Here is a 22,438-nt window from a genome sequence, read left to right as displayed (position 1 = left end):
ATAAGGTCGCGCCATGCAAAGCCCGGCCCCCACCACCGCCATGTCCTTCTCAGATGATCAGGCCGAAGCCTGGGATCGTGTCGCAGATCAGTTGCGCGGAATGGGCATTGATCTGACCGAAGGCACGACCGAAGCCGCGACCGAAGGCAAATCGACCGTCCTGGCCGTGATGGGCAAGGCCGGATCGGGCAAGACGATGCTTTTGGCCAGCCTCTACAAGGCCCTGCAGGGGGCAGGGGTAGATATCGTTTCAGGCGATTACGAAGGCAAGCGCAAGAAGGATGGGCGCACGCTGGCCATTCTGGCCCCGACGAACAAGGCGGCATCCGTGCTGCGCCTGCGCGGTGTGCCCGCAACAACCATTCATCGCATTCTTTACACCCCGGTCTATGACCCCCAGTTCGAACTGATCGCCGAATGGCTGGCTGGCAACGGCGCGCGCCCCGAAGTTGAAGGGTTGACCGAACAGGCTCTGGATCGGGCCAAGGCCTTTTATGACAGCAATGCCTCGGTGCCCGGGGCGTTGGCGGCAGCGGGTCTGCGCGGCAGTGATTTCATCAAGGGATGGAAACGGCGGGAAGAGCCGCTGGATGTCGGCTTTGTCGATGAAAGCTCCATGCTGGATGACCGGCAGTTCGATGATCTGCGCGAGATTTTCCCGACGCTGGTGCTGTTTGGCGATCCGGCGCAGCTGGCCCCGGTGAATCAGTCCGGCCAGATGGTGTTCGACAAGCTGGGAGAGATGCGGCAACTGCATCTCAGCCGTATTCACCGCCAGGCCGAGGGAAACCCGATCCTTGATCTAGCCCATGCGCTGGCCCAGCCCGATCTGGGCTTTGATGAATTCGAGCGGATGGTCGAACGCGCGGCCCGCAGCGATGATCGGGTGGTGATGGCTGAACGGGTCGATGCGCAGATGATGGCGCGCAGCCCGGTCCTGGTCTGGCGCAATGCCACGCGCATCCGGCTGATCACGGCCTTCCGCACCGCCTTTGGTGCGCCCGAAGATGCGCTGTTACCGGGTGAGCCGCTGATCTGCGATGGGATCGAGCTTCCGCTGAAGCATCGCAAGAAGCGGATCGATCTTGAAGCACGCGGGCTCATCAAGGGGGCGCAGGTGATCTATCTGGGGCCCGGCAACCGGCCCGGATTTGCCCGGCTGCATGTGATCGGCGCCGAAGAACCGCAGCTTTCCGCCGCCTCGATCATCAAGATCGAAAAGCCGGACGAAGAGGAACCCTTTATCCCGCAAGCGGCCACCATGGGCGCGGCCTTTCTGCATGGGGCGGCCGTCACCATCCACAAGGCGCAAGGCAGCCAGTGGGAAAACGTGCAGGTCTTTGCGCCCGATCTTTGGGCTGCAGCCCAGGCGGGCCGCTCCGAAGCGGGGGTGCCCTTGTGGAAGCGACTGGCCTATGTCGCCATCACCCGCGCGGAAAAGCGGCTGTTCTGGGTGGTGCGCAACCGGCTGGCGCGGCCTGCCGATCCGCTGGGGATCGACGATCTGCCGCGCAATGCCGCCCCGCTGGCGCTGCGCGGGCTGGAGGACGGCTGATCTTGGCAAGCCGTGCATCGCCGCCTAATCTCGCCCGTAAAGGAGCCCACCCATGACCTGCGTTTTCGTCCAGTTCCGCTGCACCCCCGGCCAGACCTATGCCGTCGCCACCGCAATCTATGACCGTGAAGTGGTGAGCGAGTTGTATTCGACCAGCGGTGAATATGACCTGATCGCCAAGGTTTACATCCCGGAAGGCGCGGATGTGGGCCATTACCTGTCAGAACGGCTGTTCGACATTCCGGGCATCGTGCGGACGCTGACCACCATGACGTTCAAGGCCTTCTGATCGCGCTGTGCCATCTCGCAAGGTGTTCTGACCGACAGTCCCGCTCACGATGGCCGCCCGGGCTGGCCTGGCTCGGTCAGGCGGGGTTCCATCGGGGCTTCGCTCATGTCCAGCGTGGCCCAATCGCGGGCTGTGCCGGTTGCGGGCAGCACGGTTTCACCGCGATTGCGTGCCAGCCAGGCCTTTGCGATGAAATTGCAGGTGATGGGGGCCGTCAGGAACAGGAACAGCGTGATCAGCAGTTCATGCCAGCTGACCCCGCCCTTCATGATCGCCATGCCCATCGAGGCCAGCAGAACCCCGCCCACGCCCAAGGTGCTGGCCTTGGTCGGCGCATGCAGCCGGGTCATCAGATCCGGCAGTTTCAGCAGGCCATAGCTGCCCACCAGTGCAAAGATGCCCGCAATCACCAGCAGGGCCGAAATGATGAATTCCGCGATCATGTGCCCCTCACTCGATGATGTCGCCGCGCAGGATGAACTTGGCATAGGCGACCGAAGACACGAAGCCGGTCATCGCGAACAGCAGCGCCGCCTCGAAGTAAAGCCCGCTGTCGGTGACCGCGCCATACAGCACGATCAGGGCGATCACATTCACCACCATCGTATCCAGCGCCAGAATGCGATCCGGCACGGATGGCGCAAAGATCGTGCGCCACAGGCACATGGCGAAGCCAAGGCCGAAACAGGCAAAGGCAAAGGTGAGGGCCATATCGATCATGTGAAGATCCTTTTCAGGCGGGCTTCATAGCGGGCCTTGATGTCATCGCGCACCGCATCGGCATCGGTCGCATCAAGGCAATGGATCAGCAATGCCTTGCCATCTGCGGAAATATCGGCGGTCACAGTGCCCGGTGTCATGGTGATGGTGCCCGCCAGCACGGTGATCGCCTCGGGGCTGGTGACATCCAGCGGCACGGTGACCCAGAGCGGCGTAATGTCACGCGCCGGTTTGAACAGCACGATCAGCGCCACCGTGATGTTGGACTTCACGATATCCCAGATCACGATCAGCACATATTCGGCGACGGCGGGCCAGTTGCGGATGATCGGGCGACCGGGCCAATAGGGCGCGGTCAGGATCGGCAGGATAATGGCGAGGATGGCGGCAAAGACCAGACTGCCCCATTTGAACTCGTTCACCAGCATCAGCCAGACGAGGATCAGCAGAAGCGACAGGCCGGGATGGGGCAGGAACTTGCGCAGCATGGCTTACCTCTTACCCAGGGTATTGGCGGCGATATAGGCGGAGGGGTCCAGCAGGGCCGCCGCCGTATCGGCCATCCAGTCGCTGATCGGCCCGGCCAGAACGGTCAGGGCCACCAGGCCTGCCAGCAGCAGCCCGATGGCCGTTATGGCCAGCGGCTCAGACGCCTGCGGGGCCGGGGTGCCACCGGTTTCATGCGACTTCCAGAACAGGGTGGAACCCGCCCGAGCAAATCCAAGGATCACAAGGAACGAACTGCCCAGAACAAAGCTCCATCCCAAGGCAATCTGCGGCCCGCGCGTCGCATCCAGCACCATCAGCTTACCCAGAAAGCCCGACAAAGGCGGCATCCCGGCCATGGCGATTGCTGCAGCCATGAACAGTGTGGCAATCAGCCCCTGCTGCGCGATGGGGCCTTGGGCTGTCAGCAGCACATCGCCACGGCGACGGCCCACCATGTCCGTGATCAGGAACAGTGCGGCAGCGGCCAGCGTGGAATGCAGCGCATAATACAGCGCCGCCGACAGGCCCACCGCGCTGAACTGCGACACGGCCAGAAACAGCGTGCCCATGGAGGTGACCGCGGCCATGGCAGCCAGGCCGCCCAGACTGCGCGCGCCCAGAACGCCAATCCCGCCCAGGGCCAGCGTCATCAGCGCGCCGATCCACAGAAGATCGGCGAACATCTCGCCGGTTGCGGGCAGGGCAGGGGAGAAGAACAGGGTATAGCAGCGGATCACCGCATAGGCACCAACCTTTGTCATGACGGCAAACAGGGCGGAGACCGGCCCCGGCGCCTGCGCATAAGTGGCGGGCAGCCAGAACTGCAGCGGCACCAGCGCGCCCTTGATGGCAAAGACCATCAGCAACATCACCCCTGCCACCCGGATCAGTGCGAAATCACCTTCAGGCAGTTGCGGCAGTTTCGCCGCCAGATCGGCCATGTTCAGCGTGCCAGTCACCGAATAGATCGTGGCCAGCGCAAACAGGAACAGGGTCGAGCCGACAAGGTTATAGGCCACATATTGCACGCCTGCTTTCAGCCGGGCCCGGCCCCCGCCATGGATCATCAGACCATAGCTGGCGATCAGCAGCACTTCGAAGAAGACGAACAGGTTGAAGGCATCGCCGGTCAGAAAGGCCCCGCAGACGCCCATCAATTGAAACTGCCACAGCGCGTGGAAATGCCGCCCTTTGCCATCCCAGCCGGTGCCGATCGCGTAAAGCTGCACCACCAGCGCCAGCAGCGCCGTCAGCGTGACCATAAGGGCCGACAACCGGTCCAGCACCAGCACGATGCCGAAAGGCGCGGGCCAGTTGCCAAGACGGTACACTTCGGGCGGGGCAGAACTGGTGGCGATCAGCAGCGCAGCGGCCACGGCCAGCAGTGCGACGGTGGCCGCCACCGAAAAGATGCGCGCCAGCACAAGGTCATGCCGCAGGGCCAGCAGGGTGAAGGCCCCCATGATCGCCGGCAGCACGACCGGCACGATGATCCAGTGGTTCATCATCATTCGGCATCCTCGCCCATATCGACCTTGTCATGGCCCGATTGCAGGAAAGAGCCGAGCGCCATCATCACGATGACCGCCGTCATCCCGAAAGAAATCACGATGGCCGTCAGCACTAGGGCCTGCGGCATCGGATCAGTATAGTCTGGGGCCCCTTTCGACAGGATGGGGGGCAGCCCGGCCACGACGCGGCCCGAGGCAAAGATGAACACGTTGCAGGCATAGGACAGCATTGACAGGCCCACGATCACCGGAAAGGCGCGGCGGCGCAGGATCAGGTAAATGCCGACAGCCGTCATGGTGCCGACGGCAAGGGCAATCAGAAGTTCCATCTCAATGCTCCTCCCCGCCCATGCGATCCTGCATGTCATAGGCCTCGACATTCACCTTCTGTCCGGCACGGATGGCGATCCGCGTCAAGGACGACAGCGCCAGCATCACGGCCCCCAGCACGGTCAGGAACACGCCAAGATCGAACAGTGCGGCCGTGGCGAGTTCGAACTTTTCCAGCGGCCAGATCTCGAAGTAACCGTAGTTCGAGGTCATGAAGGGGCGCCCTGCGAACCAGGACCCGATGCCCGTGGCGGCGGCGACCAGGATGCCGGCACCAATCAGGCCATGGTAATCGATCCGCTGACGCGCCGCTGTCCAGCCAAAGCCCGAGGCCATGTATTGCATGACCAGCGCGATGGCGACGACCAGACCGGCGATGAACCCGCCACCCGGCACATTATGGCCGCGCAGGAAGATGTAGATGCCCACCATCAACGCGACAGGCAGCATCATGCGTGTGGCCACGACCATCATCATCGGGTGACGGTCGCCCGCATCCTGCGTGTCATTTTCCCAATGGCGCAGCCTGTCGCTGGCCGGACCGGGGCGCAGCAGGCTTTCGGTCAGCGCATAGATCAGCGTTGCGGCAATGCCCAGAACGGTGATTTCGCCGAAGGTATCATAGCCGCGGAAGTCCACCAGGATCACGTTCACCACATTGGTGCCGCCGCCCAGCGTCTTGGAATTCTCAAGGTGGTAATCGGCAATCGACGGGAAGGCGAAATCCCGGGTCAGCAGGGCATAGATCAGCCCGCCCACCAGCAGACCACCCGTCGCGGCCAGACCAAGATCCAGTACCCGGCGCGGCGTTGCCGTATCTACTGGCGTGGTCTTGGGCAGGAAGTTCAACGCCAGCAACAGCAGGATGACCGTTGCCACCTCTACCGAAATCTGGGTCAGCGCCAGATCGGGGGCCGACAGATAGGCGAAGCCGACCGAAACCATCAGCCCCACAATCGAAATCAGGATCAAGACCAGCAGGCGCTGGCGATGCCAGATGGCGACGGCGAGCGATCCGACCATCAGCGCGAACCATCCCACCGCGACCACCGGCGGCACAGGTTGCAGGGCTTGACCCCCGGCAACATGGCTGCCGGTCAGGAAGGCCCAGAGCCCGAGGCCCGCAATGGTCGCACAGGCGATCCACAGGTAATCGGCCAGATTGCCGCCATGCAAGCGCCGGTCAATACCCCGTGCCAGCGCGGCCAGCGTCTCGATCACCGTATCGAACATGCGTTTGGCTTCGGGGCGGGGGGCCGCGTCCCACAGGCGCAGCAGTGCCGGGAACAGGCCAAGCAGGGCCAGACCGCCGCCGACCGCCGCAAGCGACATCCACAGCGCCGGGCTGTGCAGCCCGTGCCAATGGATGATCTTGACCTTCACCGCCTCTCCCGTGACGGCACCTGCCGCAACATCGACCAGACCGCTGGCGAATGTCATCGGCATCAGGCCGATCAGCACCACCAGCACAGCCAGCAGCGCCGGCGCGGCCCAAAGGCCAAAGCCGGGATCATGCGGGTGGTGCGGGTAATCGTGCCGTTCGGCCCCCAGAAAGGTATGGGCGATCAGGCGGAAACTGTAGGCGACCGAAAAGGTGGCGGCGATCAGGGTCAGCACCGGGATGACCCAGGGCGCAGTATGGGCGGCCTCTTCCAGCATCATTTCCTTGGACAGGAACCCGTTGAAAGGGGGCAAGCCCGCCATCGAAAGGCCGGCGATCACCACGATGGCAAAGGTTACCGGCATCAGGTGCCGCAAACCGCCCAGTCGCCGGATGTCGCGGGTGTGGGTTTCGTGATCGACGATGCCTGCGCTCATGAACAATGCCGCCTTGAAAGTGGCGTGGTTCAGGATGTGGAACACTGCGACCGTGGCCGCGGCCTTGGTGCCAAATCCCAGCAACATGGTGATGAGGCCCAGATGGCTGACGGTCGAAAAGGCTAGAAGCGCCTTCAGATCATGCTTGAACAAGGCGATCTTGGCCCCGATCAGCATGGTGACAAGGCCCGCGCCAGTTACCAGCCAGAACCATTCCGGCGTACCCGCCAGTGCAGGCCACAACCGCGCCATCAGGAAGATGCCCGCCTTCACCATGGTGGCGGAATGCAGATAGGCCGAAACCGGGGTTGGCGCCGCCATGGCATGCGGTAGCCAGAAATGGAACGGGAATTGCGCCGATTTGGTAAAGCAGCCCAGCAGGATCAGGATCAGCGCGGGCAAGTACCAGTCGCTGGCGCGGATCGCATCGCCTGCCGCGATGATGCCGGAAATGGTGTTGGTGCCCGCAATCTGGCCAAGGATCAGCATGCCCGCGATCATGGCCAGCCCGCCGCCACCAGTCACGGCCAGCGCCATGCGCGCACCTTGCCGACCTTCGGGCAGGTGTTTCCAGTATCCGATCAGCAGGAAGGATGACAGCGAGGTCAGCTCCCAGAACACCAGCAGCAGCAGGATGTTGTCCGATAGCACGATCCCCACCATCGCGCCCTGAAACAGCATCAGATAGCTGTAGAACTGCCCCATCGGATCGGTCTTTGCGAGGTAGAACCGTGCATAAAGGATGATGAGCAGCCCGATGCCCAGGATCAGCCCGGCGAACAGCAGCCCCAGACCGTCCAGCCGGAAATCGGCAGCCAGCCCCAGGGCCGGTACCCATGTAATGCGGGTTTCCACGACTCCGCCGCCCAGGATCGTGGGGGCGTGCAGCAGGATCCCAAGAAGCGCAAGCGCGGTAACCGATCCGGTCAGCAAGGCGCAGGCATTGCGCCCCGCGCGGATCATCAGACCGGGAAGAAGCGCGCCCAGAAAAGGCAGCGCAGCGATCAAGGCAAGGGACATTCCGGGGCTTTCTTGCAGGGGCCGTCTCGGGCGTCGGGTGTCTGGTCGTGCGAGACCCAGACTTAGGGTCATCCCCCGTCTTTGCCAAGAGCTTGTCCCCTGTCAATCATGTATGCCGTGGCATACCGATTTTCGCGGCCCGTTTGCGCTAACTTGCCCCGTCAACCCTCGGTAAGCATCGGGCCGGTTTCCAGCAGATAGCGCTGCGACAAGGGAATGGCCGCCGCGCCAAGCGCCCGCGCCCCCGCGCCGACCGTGCCTTCGCGGATCACCGGAGGTTCGATTCCTGCCAGATCCAGGCTGTGAAACACCGCGCGGGTGCGTTCAGTCAGGGCCGCGCGGATGGATTGGGGCATCCAGCCATCGATCAACACCGCGCCAGGTTCAACCAGTGCCGAGGCGGACAGGATGGCCGCTGCAAGCCCCTGCGCGGCATCTTCGATCCATGTTTCCAGAATGGCCGGGGGCAGCACCCATTCCTCGGGGTTCTCCCACAGGAAATCCGATGGCTGCCCGGCGCTTTCCAGCGCGCCCGCGAGGGTGGACAGCGATGCCACCGTCAGCAACCGCCGCATCCGCCCGTCCCGCCCCGGCACAGGCATGGGCCCGACGCCCGCCGCATTGCCATTGCGCCCCGTGAACAGTTGTCCGTTGATGACAAGCCCGCCGCCGATGAAAAAGCCGCAATAGAAATACAGGAAATCATTCGGCTTTTCACTGGTGCCGAAGACCAGTTCCGCGCCGCAGGCGGCGGTGGCATCGTTCTGGATGGTGACGGGCAAGCCGACCACTTCGGTCAGCTCGGCGGCAATGTCGCGGCTGCGCCAGGCATCCATGGCGGATTGCGGTGCCCCGATATACTGAACCCAGCTCCACAATTCGAAGGGCATCGCCACCCCCATGCCGCTGATCCGGTCTTGCGTGCCGGAGGGCATGCCCGCGCGGATTTCAGGCAGGGTTTCGGCCAGAAATCCCAGCACGGCATTAGGTGTGGGATAGCGATAGGTGCGCCGCTTCATGGCCCGCAACTGGCCGGTGAAATCCGCCAGGATCAGGTCGGCCGACCGCCGCCCGATTTTCAGGCCCAGGAAAAAGGCACCATCGGGGGCCAGGGACATTGGCACCGATGGCTGACCGATCCGCCCGCGCTGCGGTTCGCCGCGCATCAGCAGCCCGTCCTGTTCCAGCGCCCGCATGATGACCGAAACTGTCTGCGCCGACAGGCCGGTCATTCGCGCGATATCGGATTTCGCCAATGCGCCATATTGGCGCACGAGGCTGAGCACCAATCTTTCATTGTGCGCCCGCATGCCCGATTGGTTCGACCCCCGTGCCACCGGGGCGGCGGCGGTTGGTTCGGTCGGGCTGCGATCCGTCATGTCATCCGTGCTGCGCATGATCCTCCCCGATCGCTGCGTCTGGCAAAACTGGCCGCCTGGGCCGCGAACCCCCCTTAAGCGCTGTCAGCCAGCGCCACCACCCCCTTGCGCAGGATGACATTGGCAAACAGCGCCGTCTCGCCGGTGGCGACCACGGCATGTGCCGCCCGCACGCGCGGATACAGCTCTGCGCCGGGCAGGGCGGCAACGGCAACGCCTGCCTCTGCGCCCAGCCGGTCGATCAGGTGATGTACTGCCCCGCGCTGTGCAGGGTCGTTGTTCAGGCTGGCCCGCAGGATCGGGGCGGGAACATCGCGGTCCAGCGGCATCACCGCCAGAATGGCCCGCAACACCGCCTCGATCCCGTGGCCATCGGCGCGGATCAGCCGCCGCGCATCGGTCTGCGCGGGGTAATTTGCATCGACCAAGGCAATTTCGTCGCCATGGCCCATGGCGCGCAAAGTAAAGAGAAGATCGGGGCCGAGCAGGGGCGGAATGCCGATCAGCATGGGGTTGCCTTCCTTGGGGCGCCCTTGCCCGTAAAACGGGCGATGGCAGGATTCATTCAGGCCAGACTGCTGGGGGAAGGCGCGCCTGTCAATAATAAATCAGAGTGATTTATTTATGTTGACGCAGCCCGCAGAATCAGCTTTCTTCACGTCAATCGCAACGGGAGAGGCGTTGCGGTTGCGAAACATATCAGGGGCCAGAGGCCCGGTTTCCTTGGGAGGAACACATGAACCTGAAAGCGAAAGCCCTTGTGGGTGTGGCTGCTGCTGCGCTGTTCTCGGCGGCTCCGGCCATGGCCGACGGCGTTTCGGCCTGCCTGATCACCAAGACCGATACCAACCCCTTCTTCGTGAAGATGAAGGAAGGTGCCGAAGCCAAGGCCGCCGAACTGGGCGTGACCCTGAAATCCTATGCTGGCAAGATCGACGGCGACCATGAAAGCCAGGTCGCGGCCATCGAGGCCTGCATCGCTGACGGTGCCAAGGGGATCCTGATCACCGCGTCTGACACCAAGGCCATCGTGGATTCGGTCAAGGCAGCCCGCGACGCTGGTGTTCTGGTGATCGCGCTCGACACTCCGCTGGACCCGATCGATGCGGCGGATGCAACTTTCGCGACCGACAACTTCCAGGCAGGTCTGCTGATTGGTCAGTGGGCGAAAGCCACGCTGGGTGACGCCGCAGCCAATGCCAAGATCGCCATGCTCGATCTTGCCATCAGCCAGCCGTCGGTGGACGTGCTGCGCGACCAGGGCTTCCTGCAGGGCTTCGGCATTGATCTGGCCGACCCGAACAAATGGGGCGACGAAACCGATCCGCGTATCGTGGGCAACGAAGTTACCGCCGGCAACGAAGAGGGTGGTCTGAAGGCGATGGAAAGCCTGCTGGCCAAAGACCCGGAAATCAACGTGGTCTACACCATCAACGAGCCTTCGGCTGCCGGTGCCTATGAGGCGCTGAAAGCCATCGGTCGCGAAAAGGACGTGCTGATCGTGTCGGTGGACGGCGGCTGCCCTGGCGTTGCCAATGTGAAGGATGGCATCATCGGCGCAACCTCGCAGCAATACCCGCTGCAGATGGCGGCACTCGGCGTGGAAGCGATTGCCAAATTCGCGGCCGATGGCAGCAAGCCTGCCCCGACCGAAGGCAAGGCGTTCTTCGACACCGGCGTGGCGCTGATCACCGACAAGCCTGCCGCAGGCGTTGACTCGATCGACACCGCCAAGGGCACCGATCTGTGCTGGGGCTGATCGCCGCTTGATCGGACCCCGGTCCTGTTGAAAACTCACCCAAGGGCGGCCCGCGCATGCGGCGGGGGCCGCCCTTGTCACAAGCGGCCCAAAGAATACCAGCCGGTGCGGGCCGAAACAGGGGGAATGTGACCATGTCATCCGACACCAAGGCCGCAACCAGTTTCGAGGAAGGTCTGAAGGGCGCCTCTGAAAAGGTGGCGGAATTTCAGGAAGAAAAATCAGCGCTGAAACAGATCCAGCATTGGCTGCACAAGACACCTTCGGCGGTGCCGATGATCGTGCTGGCGGTGGCGCTGGTGATCTTTGGCCTGTTGTCCGACAATTTCTTCAAGGCCACCACGCTCTCCACCATCCTGCAACAGATCGCCATTGTGGGCATCATTGGATGCGCCCAGTCGATCGTGGTGCTGACAGCGGGGATTGACCTGTCTGTCGGTGCGATTGCGGTGTTTTCTTCGGTGCTCATGGGGCAGTTGACCTTCCGTTTCGGGATTCCGGCGCCGGTATCCATTGCGCTTGGGCTGATGCTGGGGACTGCAATGGGCTTTGTGAACGGCTGGCTGGTGGCACGGGTGAAACTGCCGCCCTTCATCGTGACGCTGGGCACCTGGCAGATCCTGCTGGCCTCGAACTTCATCTTTTCGGCCAACGAAACTATCCGGTCATCCGACATCGCCGCACAGGCGCCTGCGCTGCAATTCTGGGGTGGCTCGATCCAGCCGGGCGGGGTGAAAGTGCTGTACGCCGTGTTCCTGATGGTCGCGCTGGTCGCCATCATGTCTTATGTGCTGCGCCAAACTGCCTGGGGCCGCCATGTCTATGCCGTGGGCGATGACCCGGATGCGGCAGAACTGGCCGGGGTGCAGACCAGGAAAGTGCTGATTCAGGTCTATGCGCTGGCCGGTCTGTTCTGCGCCATCGCGGGCTGGGTGATGATTGGCCGCTTTGGCAGCGTGTCGCCCACCGCCTCGACCGGGCAGCTTGGTAATATTCAATCCATCACGGCTGTGGTGATCGGCGGGATCAGCCTGTTCGGCGGGCGCGGCTCCATCGTCGGCATGTTCTTCGGCGCGCTGATCGTGGGCGTGTTCGAGATGGGCTTGAAGATGGTCGGCACCGATCCGCAATGGACCTTCTTCCTGATTGGCATGCTCATCATCCTCGCTGTGGCGGTGGACCAGTGGATCAGAAAGGCTTCGGCATGACGCAAGAACCCATCCTCAAGGCCCGTGGTCTGGTGAAGCGTTACGGCAAGGTGACCGCGCTGAACCATTGCGACTTCGATCTGATGCCGGGCGAGATTCTGGCGGTGATTGGCGACAATGGCGCCGGGAAATCCAGCCTTATCAAGGCTTTGTCGGGCGCTGTTCAGCCTGATGAGGGCGAGATCACGCTGGAAGGCAAGCAAGTGCATTTCGGCAGCCCGCTGGATGCCCGCGCCCATGGTATCGAATGCGTCTATCAGACGCTGGCCATGTCGCCCGCGCTGTCGATTGCCGACAACATGTTCATGGGCCGCGAGCTGCGCAAGCCCGGCCTCATGGGCAGCCTGTTCCGCCAGCTGGATCGCCCGGCGATGGAGAAATTCGCCCGCGCCAAGCTGAATGAGCTGGGGCTGATGACGATCCAGAACATCAACCAGCCGGTGGAGACGCTTTCGGGCGGCCAGCGGCAGGGGGTTGCGGTGGCACGGGCGGCGGCCTTTGGCTCCAAGGTGGTGATCCTGGACGAGCCGACTGCCGCGCTTGGCGTCAAGGAAAGCCGCCGGGTGCTGGATCTGATCCGTGATGTGCGTTCGCGCGGCATTCCGATCATCCTCATCAGCCACAACATGCCGCATGTGTTTGAGGTGGCGGACCGTATCCACATCCACCGTCTGGGGCGCCGCCTGTGCGTCATCAAGCCGGGCGATTATTCGATGTCGGATGCGGTGGCCTTCATGACCGGGGCGAAGCTGCCCGAAGGCGTGAGCGAGCCGGCATGACACCGTATGCGCTGGCCGATCTGATCCGCCAGCGGGCAGCAGGGCAGGGGCGGTTCATCGCCGCCCTTGCAGGCCCGCCGGGGGCGGGCAAATCCACCCTCGCCGCCGAACTGGTCGCGGCCCTGGGGCCAGGTGCGCGGGTTGTGCCGATGGACGGGTTCCATCTGGACAATGCGGTGCTGGGGCCGCGTGGATTGCTGGCGCGCAAGGGCTGCCCGGAAAGCTTCGATGCCGAAGGCTTCGGGCACCTGATGCGCCGATTGCGCACAGGGGGCGCTGCGGCCATCCCTGTCTTTGACCGCCAGCTTGATCTGGCCCGCGCCGGGGGCGATGTGGTGCAGACCGGGGATCGTATCCTGATCGCCGAGGGCAATTACCTGCTGCTGGACGAAGCGCCGTGGTCGGACCTGGCCCCGCTGTTCGATCTGACGATTGCCATCGAGGTGCCAGAACCTGAACTCGAACGTCGGCTGATCCAGCGCTGGATTGACCATGACCATTCGCCCGAGGCGGCACAGGCCCGGGCGCTTGGCAATGATATTCCCAATGCGCGCCGGGTGATCCATGGCAGCAGGGTTGCGGATGTGGTGGTCCGGCAGGGGATGTAGCCCTTGCCCCCATGCCGGACAGGATCAGAATACCGAATGTGCAGCCGTTTCCAGCGCATGAAACAGCACCGCCGCCGATGAGCGCGGGCCGATCACGCTGACCAAGCTTTCATCCCGCAGGATCAGGTAACAGCCCAGATGGTCGATCACCGTGCGGGTTGCCAGGCCGGGCTGGCCCGCCCGCAAATCGACAGCGCACAGCCGTTCGAACAGATCGTGCAGATGGTGGCCCGCCACATCAAACCGCGCCCAGGCATCGGTCTGTTCGGTGATCGAGGCGGCATCGCCAAAGACCTGCAGAAGCAACGCCCGGATATCTTCATGGCTGGCAAAGGGGGCTTCGACCATCCAGCTCTCGGTGGCCAGCCAGAAGGCGCCGTAGGGGGATCCTCCCTGCCAGTGCCCCGGCGCAGGCAGCGGAATGCCTGCCGCTGCTGCTGCGCCCTGAACATCGGGCAGGCGCCCCATACGGGCCGTGACCGAGGCCAGCGCCACATCGGCAACTTCGGTCATCGTGACCGGGCCGATGGTCACCCGCTCCGGGTGGTCATGGCCAAGCGCGGTCAGCGGTTTCAGACGATGTTCAGCCATGCAGGCGCGCTCCTTCCGGATCGAAGAAATGCGGGCTTACGATCTCGACCTCGACTTCGGTGCCCGCCAGAAGATTGGCCGCGCGCAGGCGCTGCCCCTGCCGCGCTTCGCCACCTTTCAGGTAACCAAGCGCGATGGAATGGCCCAGATGCGGCGAATGGACGACCGATGTAAGCCAGCCCAGATCATTGGCCGCGACAGCCGCCGCGCCGGGTTCCAGAAAATGGCTGCCTGCCGTCAGGCCGCGCGCCGGATCGACCGGCCTGACCCCGACCAGACGGTAGCCGCCCGGATCGGTCAGGCCGTCCCGCTGGGCCAGTACCATGCCGATACTGTCCTTCTTCCGCGACACCATCTTGCCGAGCCCCATGTTCAGCGCGGTGGATTGCCCGTTCAACTCGTTCCCCGCGACATGGCCCTTTTCCACGCGCATGACGCCAAGCGCCTCGGTCCCGTAGACCACGGCATCAAATTCGGCCCCCTGCGCCACCAGTTCCCGGATCAGCGCATCGCCATAGCGGGTGGGCACGGCGATTTCATAGGCCAGCTCCCCCGAAAAGCTGATGCGGAAGATCCGTGCCCGCAGGCCGCCGCAGACGGTGACGTCCTTGCAGCCCATATAGGGCAGCGCCGCATCTGAAATGTCCTGATCGACGATCTTTTGCAGCAGATTCCGCGCATTGGGGCCAGCAATCGAGTATTGCGCCCAGGCCTCAGTGGTGGAAATCAGTTGCACATCCATGTCGGGATACAGGCATTGGCGCGCGAATTCCAGATTGCGGAACACCAGAACCGCATTGGCGGTGGTGGTGGTCATCACATATTCGTTCGGTCCCAGACGCGCCGTGGTGCCATCGTCATAGACAATCCCGTCTTCGCGCAGCATCAGCCCATAGCGGCATTTGCCCACCGCCAGCGTGCTGAAGGTATTGGCATAGACCTTGTCCAGAAACGCGCCCGCATCCGTGCCCTGGATGTCGATCTTGCCCAGCGTTGTCACATCGCAGATGCCAACCGACCGGCGCGTGGTCAGCACTTCGCGGTCCACGCTTTCGCGCCAATGGGTTTCGCCGGGTTTGGGCAACCACTGGCTGCGCAGCCAATATCCGACCTCGACAAAGACCGCCCCCTGTTCGCTGGCCCATTTATGGCTGGGGGTCAGACGGCGGGGTTTGAATTCCTGTCCGCGTGCGCGACCGCCTAACGCGCCCATGGCCACCGGCGTATAGGGGGGGCGGTAGATCGTGGTGCCGGTTTCGGGGATCGGCTTGCCAGTCAGTTCGGCCATGATGGCCAGACCCAGCACATTGCCCGTCTTGCCCTGATCGGTGGCCATGCCCAGCGTGGTGTAGCGCTTCAGGTGTTCGACCGAGACATAGTTTTCCTGATGCGCCAGCTTCACATCCTTGACCGTCACGTCATTCTGCGGATCGATCCAGGCCCGACCCGTGCCGCCGTGAACATACCATTTCGGGGTGATCGCGATCGGCGCATCCTCGGCCTCGGGCAGGGATCGTTTCGGGGCGGTAAAGCCCAGATCGACCAGGGCCTCTTCGGCACGGGCCGCGCCGCTTTCCAGCGCACCATGGGTGGACAACCGCCCCGCAGCCGCCCCGGCCGCTGCCAGACCCTGAGGCCCGTCACGCCCCGGCACAAAGGCCGCAATCGCCTCATTCCACACCGGGCGTGACCGGTGGTGCGAGGTGATGTTCACATTCGGGTTCCATCCCCCCGAAACCCCAAGCGCATCGCAACGGATGGTCTGGATGCCCTTCGGGCCGCGAATGGTGATGGATGTCAGGCCAAGCCGGCCTGACGTGTCGATCACCTCTTCGCCCTTGCGGCTGTCGATCACCCGGCAGGGGATGCCGCGCGCTTCCAGATCGGCGGCGGTGCGCAGGCCGTCGTCATTATTGGTGAAAACGGCGGCAGACCGGCCCACCGCCACGCCCCAGCGATTGGCATAGGCGCGCAGGGCACCCGCCAGCATGATGCCGGGGCGATCATTGTTTTCAAAAGCGATGGGCCGTTCGGTCGCGCCGCCCGCAAGGATCGCGCGTCGCGAATAGATGCGCCACAACACCTGGCGCGGTTTGCCGGGCAGGGGTTCGGGCAGGTGGTCGCTGACCCGTTCAACCGCAGCATAAATCCCATGATCCATCGCGCCCAGCACGGTGCAGCGCGGCATCAGCCGGACATTGGGCAGGCTGCGCAATTCGGCCACGGCCTTGTCGGCCCATTCGGCCCCGCTGCGCCCGCCGATGCCGAAGCTTTCGGCATTCAGCCGCCCGCCCATGCGAAAATCTTCATCCGCAAGGATAACCCGTGCCCCACCGCGGCCAGCGGTCAGCGCGGCCATCAATCCGGCAGGGCCCGCCCCGATCACCAGCAGATCGCAATGCACAAAGCCCTTGTCATAGCTGTCTGGGTCATCCTGCCGCGACAGGCTGCCCAGACCGGCGGCGCGGCGGATGATCGGCTCATACAGCTTTTCCCAAAAGGCGGCGGGCCACATGAAGGTCTTGTAATAAAACCCGGCGGCAAAGAAATTCGACAGCCGATCATTCACCGCCAGAGCGTCAAAGCGCAGGCTGGGCCAGCGGTTCTGGCTGTCGGCGGTCAGCCCGTCGAACAGTTCCACCACTGTGGCGCGTGTATTGGGCTCACGCCGCGCACCTGCACGCAGTTCCACCAGTGCATTGGGTTCTTCGGACCCGGCGCTGATCGGGCCGCGCGGGCGGTGATACTTGAAGCTGCGCCCCATCAGCCGCACGCCATTGGCCAGAAGGGCCGAGGCCAGCGTATCGCCCGGATGGCCTTCATACACCGTGCCATCGAACTGGAAACGCAGGCTGCGCGTGCGGTCGATCAGCCCACCCTTGATGCGGTTCGCGGTCATTTGCTGCGCCCCCGTGTCCGGGCGACATCGCGCGCCAGTTCCACCTTGGTGATTTCATGGGTCACGGTGTTGCGGGTCACCACCAGCCAACTGCGGTCGCCCTGTTCGTGATACCACAGTTCCCGGTGTTCGCCGGCCGGGTTGTCGCGCAGATAAAGATAGTCGTGAAAGGCATCCATCGCGCCGGGGGCCAGCCCGTCGGGACGATCAATCAGCGCGGCATCGCCCAGATAGACGAATTCCTGCGCATCGCGCGGGCCAAGGATCGGGTGGGGAATGATCATGGTTCGGCCCTCAATGCAGGTTCGGCTGGGCGCCCTGGCCCTTTTCGTCGATCATCAGCCCCTTGCGGAACCGGTCGAAGCGATAGGCGGCAGCGGTTTCATGGGGGCGGTCAGTGGCCAGAAGATGCGCAAAGCACCAGCCGCTGGCAGGGGTGGCCTTGAAGCCGCCATAACACCAGCCGCCATTGAAATAGAGCCCTTCGACGGCAGTCCGGTCGATGATCGGGCTGCCATCCATCGACATGTCCATGATGCCGCCCCAACTGCGCAGCAGCCGGGCGCGGCCGATCATCGGCATCAGGCTCATGCCGCCTTCAGCCACGTCTTCGACCACCGGCATGTTGCCGCGTTGGGCATAGGAATTGTAGCCGTCGATATCGCCGCCAAAGACCAGCCCGCCCTTGTCGGACTGGCTGACATAGAAATGCCCTGCGCCATAGGTCATGACCCCGTCGATCAGGGGTTTCAGCCCTTCGGAAACGAAGGCCTGCAGCACATGGCTTTCGATGGGCAGACGCAGGCCGACATGCGACATGACACGGGATGAATTGCCTGCCACAGCCACGCCGACCTTGCGTGCCCCGATGAAGCCGCGCGTCGTATCAACGCCCGTTACGCGGCCCTGTTCGGTACGGATGCCGGTCACTTCGCAATTCTGGATCAGATCGACCCCGCGCGCATCGGCGCCCCGCGCATAGCCCCAGGCAACCGCATCGTGACGCACCGTGCCCCCGCGGCGCTGCATCAGCGCGCCCTTGATCGGGAAGCGGGCATTGTCGAAGTTCAGGAAGGGATACATCGCCCGAACCTGATCGCGGTTCAGCAATTCGGCATCGGCGCCGTGCAGGATCATCGCATTGCCGCGCCGTGTATAGGCATCGCGTTGCGCATCGGTGTGATACAGGTTGATGATCCCGCGCTGGCTGACCATGGCGTTGAAGTTGAAGTCCTGCTCCAGCCCCTCCCACAGTTTCAGCGAAAATTCATAGAAGGGTTCGTTGCCCTCCAGCAGATAGTTCGAACGGATGATGGTGGTATTGCGCCCGACATTGCCGCCGCCGAGATAGCCCTTTTCCAGCACGGCAATCCGGCTGCCCTTGAATTCCTTGGCCAGATAATAGGCCGTCGCTAGACCATGGCCACCGCCGCCGATGATGATCGTATCGTAGGCTGCCTGCGGTTCAGGGTCGCGCCAGGCCGGTTTCCAGCCCTTGTGGCCGGTCAACGCCTCCTTGATCACCCGCAGCCCAGAATAGCGGCCCGATCCGAACATCTTTGTCTCCGTCTCCGTTCAGGCCGACTATCGCGCCGGGCGCGGGAAACACGCCTTTCATTCCCGACATCGACCCTTCCGGATCGGACATCGCCCGCACAAGCCCGGGGATCAGGCCCCGGATGCCAGCAAGGCTATGCCTGCAAAGACAATGCCGACGCCAAGTGCCTGTATCCGGCCAAGGGATTCCCCCAGAAAACGCCAGGCCAACAGGATGGTGACAATTCCGAAAATTGACGAGGTAACGGCGGCAAATTCCGGGTTGGGCCAACTGCCCGATGTCAGCACCGCGCCAAGGGCCACCACATCCAGCGCGCCCATCAGCGCCAAGGGCCGCCAATGCGGCAGCGCCGGGCGCAGGCTGGCACGCTGGACAGCCAGCACGGCAAGCACCAGCGTCAGAGCGACCAGCCGGGCAATCAGCGTGGCGGGCAATTCACCCCCGGCATGGGCCGCGATTTGCCCCAGATGAAAGGTCATCGCGAAACCGACAGCCGCCAGCACCGACCACTGGATCGCTGCAGCCTTGCCCTGACCGGTGGCGGAACTGCCGTGGTCCGCCTGCCGGGCCACCAGCGCAATGCCCCCCACCACCATCAGCACCGCCAGCCAGGCCAGCGCGCTGACCGTCTGGCCCGAGGTCAGCGCAAGCGCCATGCTGCCCAGCGGATAGGCCCCGCAGATCGGGGCTACCAGACCGACCGGGCCGATGGCGAAGGCGCGGTAAAGCCCATAGGATGCAAGGACATAGGCCGCCCCTGCACCTGCCGCCTGCGCCAGAACCTCGCCCTGCATGCCCCCCATCCCCTGCATCAGCGCCAAGGGCGCCAGCAGCACCGACCCGAAGGCCAGAACCCCGGCCAGCAGCGGGATCGGCGGGGCCTTTTGGCTGAGGTCGCGCACAAAGAAATCGTGCAGACCCCAGCACAGGGCGGCCAGCAGGCCAAGAAACAGCGAGGTCATGGAAAGCTCCGGGTTTCAGGGATTTGGCGGATTCAGCACTTGCGAGAATTATTCCTGTGGTTAAACATATTTTCCGTAACCGCAAGGGATTCCCGGTCGTTCCGGCTGGCAGGAGGTTTCCATGCTTGACACCTATCCGCAAGTGCGCCCCGGTCCGCCCCGGCCATCGCGCATCCTGACCCCGTCCAGCCTTGGCGCGCAAGCCGGGCTGGAACGGCACGAAGTGCCGGGGGCGGGGGCCTGGCTCATTCCGATTGCGACCGGTGACCGGGTCACGATCCGCAATGCCGAAGGCGGGCAGGTCTGCGAATTGGTGGCCGCCGATGCACGCGGGACGATTGATGCCGCTGTGATCGGGGCCGTGGCCAATGGCGATGCGCGCGGGCTGAAGGCTCTGCTGACGGGCGGCGGTTCGGGAATGGGCGGCTTGCGGCTGGGGCTGGAGCGGCGCGGGATCGATCTGGCAAAGGCCGGAGCCGTCACCCTGTTTGGCAGCGAAACCCCGGCAGGAACCGAGGAAAGCTTTACCGTTCAACGCGACGGGGTTCTGGTTGTGGCCGCCCCCGGTGTTGCGATGGTGCCCGACGCACAGGATACAGCCACCCCCCTGATCGTGACCGTGCAGCGATCCCGGCTGAAACGGGTGGCGGGGTTTGATCTGCCTGATCCCTTGGCCGATCCGGTGCTGGACCTGCGCGTCAGGTCGGCCACGGCCCAGGCCTATTTTGTGAAGGCGGGCGACTATATCCAGATTTTGGATGTCGATGGGCGGCAATGCACCGATTTTCAATGCTTTTCGGCCCGCAAGCTGGATCGTGGCATCGAACATGCGCTGGATGTGACCACGTCGCGCACGCTGATGGGCCATGCCTATTCGATGCCGGGGCTACATTCCAAATATTACGATCAGGATTGGCTGCCGCTGATCGAGGTGGTGCAGGATACCTGCGGCCGCCACGATGCCTTTGCCATGGCCTGCGCCAGCAAATATTACGACGATATCGGCTATCCGGGCCATGTGAATTGTTCCGACAACTTCAATGCGGCTCTGTCGGAGCATGGGGTGACGGCCCGGCCCGGCTGGATGGCGGTGAACCTGTTCTTCAACACGGCCATCGATGCCCATGGCGTGCTGATCAGCGATGAACCCTGGAGCCGCCCGGGCGATTATGTGCTGTTCCGCGCGTTGACCGACCTGATCTGCGTCTCATCCGCCTGCCCGGACGATACCTCGCCCGCAAATGGCTGGTATCTGAGCGATATCCATGTCCGCACCTATAGCGGGCAGGAAAAATTCAGCCGTGCCATCGCCTACCGACCCACCCCCGATGCGGAGCCGCGCATGACCAAGGAAACCGCCTTCCATTCCCGCACCGGGGAAAAGACCCGCAACATGGTGGAATACAAGGGCTATTGGCTCCCGCAGGTCTATAGTGCGAATGGTGCGATCGAGGAATACTGGGCCTGCCGCGAAAAGGCCGTGGTGCTGGACCTGTCACCCTTGCGCAAGTTCGAGGTCACCGGCCCGGATGCCGAGGCGCTGATGCAATGGACGCTGACCCGCGACGTAAAGAAGCTGAGCGTGGGGCAGGTGGTCTATTCGGCCATGTGCTACGACCATGGCGGCATGATCGATGACGGTACGCTGTTCCGGCTGGGGCGCGACCAGTTCCGTTGGATCGGTGGTGATGACTACGGCGGGGTCTGGCTGCGGGATCAGGCCGAAAAGCTGGGGCTGAAGGTCATGGTCCGGTCATCGACCGATCAGTTGCACAATCTGGCTGTGCAGGGGCCAAACAGCCGCGACATTCTGCGCCGCTTCATCTGGACCGCCCCGCATCAACCCGGAATCGATGAACTGGGTTGGTTCCGCTTTACCATCGCCCGGATCGGCGGGCCCGACGGCGCGCCGGTGGTGGTCTCGCGCACCGGATATACCGGCGAGCTGGGCTACGAGATTTTCTGCCACCCCAAGGATGGCGCGGCAGTTTATGATGCCGTCTGGCAGAACGGGGCCGATCTGGGCCTGCGCCCGATGGGCCTTGCCGCGCTGGACATGGTGCGGATCGAGGCCGGGCTGATCTTTGCGGGCTATGATTTCAGCGATCAGACCGACCCGTTCGAGGCCGGGATCGGCTTTACCGTGCCGCTGAAATCCAAGACCGACGATTTCATCGGCCGTGACGCACTGATCCGCCGCAAGGAAAACCCGATGCACAAGTTTGTCGGGCTGGACATCGACGCGGCGGTGGATGTGGGCCATGGCGATTGCCTGCATGTCGGTCGGGCACAGGTGGGCGTGGTCACCTCGTCGATGCGTTCGCCGCTGCTGGGCAAGAACATCGCGCTGGCGCGGGTGGATGTGGCGCATGCGGCCCTTGGCACGGCGCTGGAGGTGGGCAAGCTTGACGGGCAGCAAAAGCGCCTGCCCGCCATCATCGTGGGGTTGAGCCATTACGACCCGAAGAAAACGAGGCCGCAATCGTGACGCAAACCCCGCTGGAGGCCCTGGGCGGCGAGGCGGGGCTGACGCGACTGGTGAACCGCTTCTATGATCTGGTCGAAACCGATCCCAAGGGCGCCCGCATCATGGCGCTGCATTTTCAGGGCCATGGTCTTGCCCATGTGCGCGAGGAACAGGTGAACTTCCTGTCGGGCTTTCTGGGCGGGCGCGGGCATTATGCCGAAAAGCATGGCCATATGGACCTGCGTCTGCTGCACGATCATGTGCCGATCCGGGCCGAGGATGCCGAAGACTGGCTGGCCTTGATGGACCGGGCCTTGCTGGACTGCGGGCATCAGGGCGCCATCGTGGATCGCATCCGCACGGTCCTGCGCCGTGCCGCCATGGCGCTGGTCAATCGTCCGGCCCTGACGGGCTGAGGTGTTAGTGTCCGCGGAGTTGGTGTAAATTCATCGCCGTTGGCGGTGTGATCCTGGGCGGCCATCGAGGTGTAGGATCG

General features: G+C 63.6%; 21 protein-coding genes. 8 read left to right on the top strand and 13 right to left on the bottom strand.

What is annotated here, in order from left to right; all coding sequences use genetic code 11:
• Positions 1–13: 13 nt before the first annotated feature.
• Entirely contained in the window at positions 14–1,555 is a 1,542-nt protein-coding gene (locus V6590_RS17995) for an ATP-dependent DNA helicase (protein WP_335425071.1), read from the top strand.
• A 52-nt stretch (positions 1,556–1,607) separates the two neighbouring features.
• Positions 1,608–1,844, top strand: coding sequence for an Lrp/AsnC family transcriptional regulator (locus V6590_RS17990; protein WP_335425070.1), 237 nt, complete (start codon positions 1,608–1,610; stop codon positions 1,842–1,844).
• A gap of 44 nt (positions 1,845–1,888) precedes the next feature.
• On the opposite strand, the gene V6590_RS17985 is transcribed toward V6590_RS17990, so the two are convergent.
• From V6590_RS17985 to V6590_RS17950, 8 genes are all read right to left on the bottom strand, one after another.
• Entirely contained in the window at positions 1,889–2,287 is a 399-nt protein-coding gene (locus V6590_RS17985; RefSeq protein WP_335425069.1) for a Na+/H+ antiporter subunit G, read from the bottom strand.
• A 7-nt stretch (positions 2,288–2,294) separates the two neighbouring features.
• A complete protein-coding gene (locus V6590_RS17980; RefSeq protein ID WP_335425068.1) occupies positions 2,295–2,564 on the bottom strand; it encodes a K+/H+ antiporter subunit F in 270 nt (89 codons plus the stop codon).
• Positions 2,561–3,052: a Na+/H+ antiporter subunit E gene (locus V6590_RS17975; protein WP_335425067.1), complete on the bottom strand. Its 492-nt coding sequence runs from the start codon at positions 3,050–3,052 to the stop codon at positions 2,561–2,563. The genes V6590_RS17980 and V6590_RS17975 overlap by 4 nt, the downstream gene beginning before the upstream one ends.
• A gap of 3 nt (positions 3,053–3,055) precedes the next feature.
• The gene (locus V6590_RS17970) at positions 3,056–4,558 is read right to left on the bottom strand and encodes a monovalent cation/H+ antiporter subunit D (protein ID WP_335425121.1); all 1,503 of its coding nucleotides are present in this window, start codon (positions 4,556–4,558) and stop codon (positions 3,056–3,058) included.
• Positions 4,559–4,560: 2 nt separating this feature from the next.
• Positions 4,561–4,893 carry a Na+/H+ antiporter subunit C gene (locus V6590_RS17965; protein ID WP_335425066.1) on the bottom strand — a complete coding sequence of 111 codons (333 nt, stop codon included), beginning with the start codon at positions 4,891–4,893 and terminating at the stop codon, positions 4,561–4,563.
• 1 nt (position 4,894) lies between these two features.
• The gene (locus V6590_RS17960; protein WP_335425065.1) at positions 4,895–7,732 is read right to left on the bottom strand and encodes a monovalent cation/H+ antiporter subunit A; all 2,838 of its coding nucleotides are present in this window, start codon (positions 7,730–7,732) and stop codon (positions 4,895–4,897) included.
• A gap of 161 nt (positions 7,733–7,893) precedes the next feature.
• Positions 7,894–9,129 carry an ROK family transcriptional regulator gene (locus tag V6590_RS17955; protein WP_434063283.1) on the bottom strand — a complete coding sequence of 412 codons (1,236 nt, stop codon included), beginning with the start codon at positions 9,127–9,129 and terminating at the stop codon, positions 7,894–7,896.
• A gap of 56 nt (positions 9,130–9,185) precedes the next feature.
• Positions 9,186–9,620, bottom strand: a complete 435-nt coding sequence (locus tag V6590_RS17950) for an RbsD/FucU family protein (RefSeq protein WP_335425064.1) — start codon at positions 9,618–9,620, stop codon at positions 9,186–9,188.
• A gap of 227 nt (positions 9,621–9,847) precedes the next feature.
• On the opposite strand from V6590_RS17950, the gene V6590_RS17945 reads away from it, so the two are divergent.
• The 4 genes from V6590_RS17945 to V6590_RS17930 all read left to right on the top strand — a co-directional run bounded on the left by V6590_RS17945 (position 9,848) and on the right by V6590_RS17930 (position 13,465).
• A complete protein-coding gene (locus tag V6590_RS17945; RefSeq protein WP_434063282.1) occupies positions 9,848–10,870 on the top strand; it encodes a sugar ABC transporter substrate-binding protein in 1,023 nt (340 codons plus the stop codon).
• A 134-nt stretch (positions 10,871–11,004) separates the two neighbouring features.
• On the top strand, positions 11,005–12,078 hold the full coding sequence (locus V6590_RS17940) for an ABC transporter permease (protein ID WP_335425063.1): 1,074 nt from the start codon (positions 11,005–11,007) through the stop codon (positions 12,076–12,078).
• Positions 12,075–12,857: an ATP-binding cassette domain-containing protein gene (locus V6590_RS17935; RefSeq protein WP_335425062.1), complete on the top strand. Its 783-nt coding sequence runs from the start codon at positions 12,075–12,077 to the stop codon at positions 12,855–12,857. The genes V6590_RS17940 and V6590_RS17935 overlap by 4 nt, the downstream gene beginning before the upstream one ends.
• Complete coding sequence (locus V6590_RS17930; RefSeq protein ID WP_335425061.1) at positions 12,854–13,465, top strand: nucleoside/nucleotide kinase family protein; 612 nt, start codon at positions 12,854–12,856, stop codon at positions 13,463–13,465. Before V6590_RS17935 ends, V6590_RS17930 begins: the two co-directional genes overlap by 4 nt.
• Before the next feature lie 24 nt (positions 13,466–13,489).
• Here the strand turns inward: V6590_RS17930 and V6590_RS17925 are convergent, their stop codons facing one another.
• The 5 genes from V6590_RS17925 to V6590_RS17905 form a co-directional block, all read right to left on the bottom strand.
• Positions 13,490–14,056, bottom strand: a complete 567-nt coding sequence (locus V6590_RS17925; RefSeq protein WP_335425060.1) for a sarcosine oxidase subunit gamma — start codon at positions 14,054–14,056, stop codon at positions 13,490–13,492.
• Complete coding sequence (locus V6590_RS17920) at positions 14,049–16,955, bottom strand: sarcosine oxidase subunit alpha family protein (RefSeq protein ID WP_335425059.1); 2,907 nt, start codon at positions 16,953–16,955, stop codon at positions 14,049–14,051. Before V6590_RS17920 ends, V6590_RS17925 begins: the two co-directional genes overlap by 8 nt.
• Positions 16,952–17,239: a sarcosine oxidase subunit delta gene (locus V6590_RS17915; RefSeq protein WP_335425058.1), complete on the bottom strand. Its 288-nt coding sequence runs from the start codon at positions 17,237–17,239 to the stop codon at positions 16,952–16,954. The genes V6590_RS17920 and V6590_RS17915 overlap by 4 nt, the downstream gene beginning before the upstream one ends.
• Positions 17,240–17,249: 10 nt before the next feature.
• Positions 17,250–18,512, bottom strand: coding sequence for a sarcosine oxidase subunit beta family protein (locus tag V6590_RS17910; RefSeq protein ID WP_335425057.1), 1,263 nt, complete (start codon positions 18,510–18,512; stop codon positions 17,250–17,252).
• A gap of 111 nt (positions 18,513–18,623) precedes the next feature.
• Positions 18,624–19,475, bottom strand: coding sequence for an EamA family transporter (locus V6590_RS17905; protein WP_335425056.1), 852 nt, complete (start codon positions 19,473–19,475; stop codon positions 18,624–18,626).
• A 121-nt stretch (positions 19,476–19,596) separates the two neighbouring features.
• On the opposite strand from V6590_RS17905, the gene V6590_RS17900 reads away from it, so the two are divergent.
• Both V6590_RS17900 and V6590_RS17895 read left to right on the top strand, forming a co-directional pair.
• Positions 19,597–21,963, top strand: coding sequence for a trimethylamine N-oxide demethylase (locus tag V6590_RS17900; protein WP_335425055.1), 2,367 nt, complete (start codon positions 19,597–19,599; stop codon positions 21,961–21,963).
• Complete coding sequence (locus V6590_RS17895) at positions 21,960–22,358, top strand: group II truncated hemoglobin (RefSeq protein WP_335425054.1); 399 nt, start codon at positions 21,960–21,962, stop codon at positions 22,356–22,358. Before V6590_RS17900 ends, V6590_RS17895 begins: the two co-directional genes overlap by 4 nt.
• Positions 22,359–22,438: the final 80 nt, after the last annotated feature.

The organism is Gemmobacter denitrificans, assembly GCF_036964905.1.
GTDB lineage: Bacteria > Pseudomonadota > Alphaproteobacteria > Rhodobacterales > Rhodobacteraceae > Gemmobacter > Gemmobacter denitrificans.
The sequence above is the reverse complement of the archived record's forward strand: the minus strand, read 5'-3'. Positions and strand labels throughout refer to the sequence as shown.